The sequence below is a fragment of the Burkholderia sp. IO2 genome, assembly GCF_029522185.1.
In the GTDB taxonomy this organism is placed as follows: Bacteria; Pseudomonadota; Gammaproteobacteria; order Burkholderiales; family Burkholderiaceae; genus Burkholderia; species Burkholderia cenocepacia.
The window spans coordinates 1-1403 of record NZ_JAKWFH010000135.1; the positions used below are offsets into that span (position 1 = coordinate 1).

Sequence of the window (1403 nt, forward strand, 5' to 3'; positions counted from 1 at the left end):
AGCTTTGATCCGTAGATGTCCGAATGGGGAAACCCACTCCTTTTGGAGTATCCATGGCTGAATACATAGGCCATGCGAAGCGAACGCGGTGAACTGAAACATCTAAGTAACCGCAGGAAAAGAAATCAACCGAGATTCCCAAAGTAGTGGCGAGCGAAATGGGATGAGCCTTGCACTCTTTATTTGTATTGTTAGCCGAACGCTCTGGAAAGTGCGGCCATAGCAGGTGATAGCCCTGTAGGCGAAAACAGTATGAAAGAACTAGGTGTGCGACAAGTAGGGCGGGACACGTGAAATCCTGTCTGAAGATGGGGGGACCATCCTCCAAGGCTAAATACTCGTGATCGACCGATAGTGAACCAGTACCGTGAGGGAAAGGCGAAAAGAACCCCGGGAGGGGAGTGAAATAGATCCTGAAACCGCATGCATACAAACAGTCGGAGCCTCGTAAGGGGTGACGGCGTACCTTTTGTATAATGGGTCAGCGACTTACGTTCAGTAGCAAGCTTAACCGTATAGGGCAGGCGTAGCGAAAGCGAGTCCGAATAGGGCGTTCAGTTGCTGGGCGTAGACCCGAAACCAGGTGATCTATCCATGGCCAGGATGAAGGTGCGGTAACACGTACTGGAGGTCCGAACCCACTAACGTTGAAAAGTTAGGGGATGAGCTGTGGATAGGGGTGAAAGGCTAAACAAACCTGGAAATAGCTGGTTCTCTCCGAAAACTATTTAGGTAGTGCCTCGTGTCTCACCTTCGGGGGTAGAGCACTGTCATGGTTGGGGGGTCTATTGCAGATTACCCCGCCATAGCAAACTCCGAATACCGAAGAGTGCAATCACGGGAGACAGACATCGGGTGCTAACGTCCGGTGTCAAGAGGGAAACAACCCAGACCGCCAGCTAAGGTCCCCAAATATAGCTAAGTGGGAAACGAAGTGGGAAGGCTAAAACAGTCAGGAGGTTGGCTTAGAAGCAGCCACCCTTTAAAGAAAGCGTAATAGCTCACTGATCGAGTCGTCCTGCGCGGAAGATGTAACGGGGCTAAGCTATATACCGAAGCTGCGGATGCGTGCTTAGCACGCATGGTAGGAGAGCGTTCCGTAAGCCTGCGAAGGTGCCTTGTAAAGGGTGCTGGAGGTATCGGAAGTGCGAATGCTGACATGAGTAGCGATAAAGGGGGTGAAAGGCCCCCTCGCCGTAAGCCCAAGGTTTCCTACGCAACGTTCATCGGCGTAGGGTGAGTCGGCCCCTAAGGCGAGGCAGAAATGCGTAGCTGATGGGAAGCAGGTCAATATTCCTGCACCATTGTTAGATGCGATGGGGGGACGGATCGCGGAAGGTTGTCCGGGTGTTGGAAGTCCCGGTCGCTGCATTGGAGAAGGCGCTTAGGCAAATCCGGGCGCG

General features: G+C 52.7%; 1 rRNA gene. It reads left to right on the forward strand.

Annotation, left to right across the window (positions count from 1 at the left end):
• Positions 1–1403, forward strand: a 23S ribosomal RNA gene (locus tag MMB92_RS35145); the annotation flags it as partial.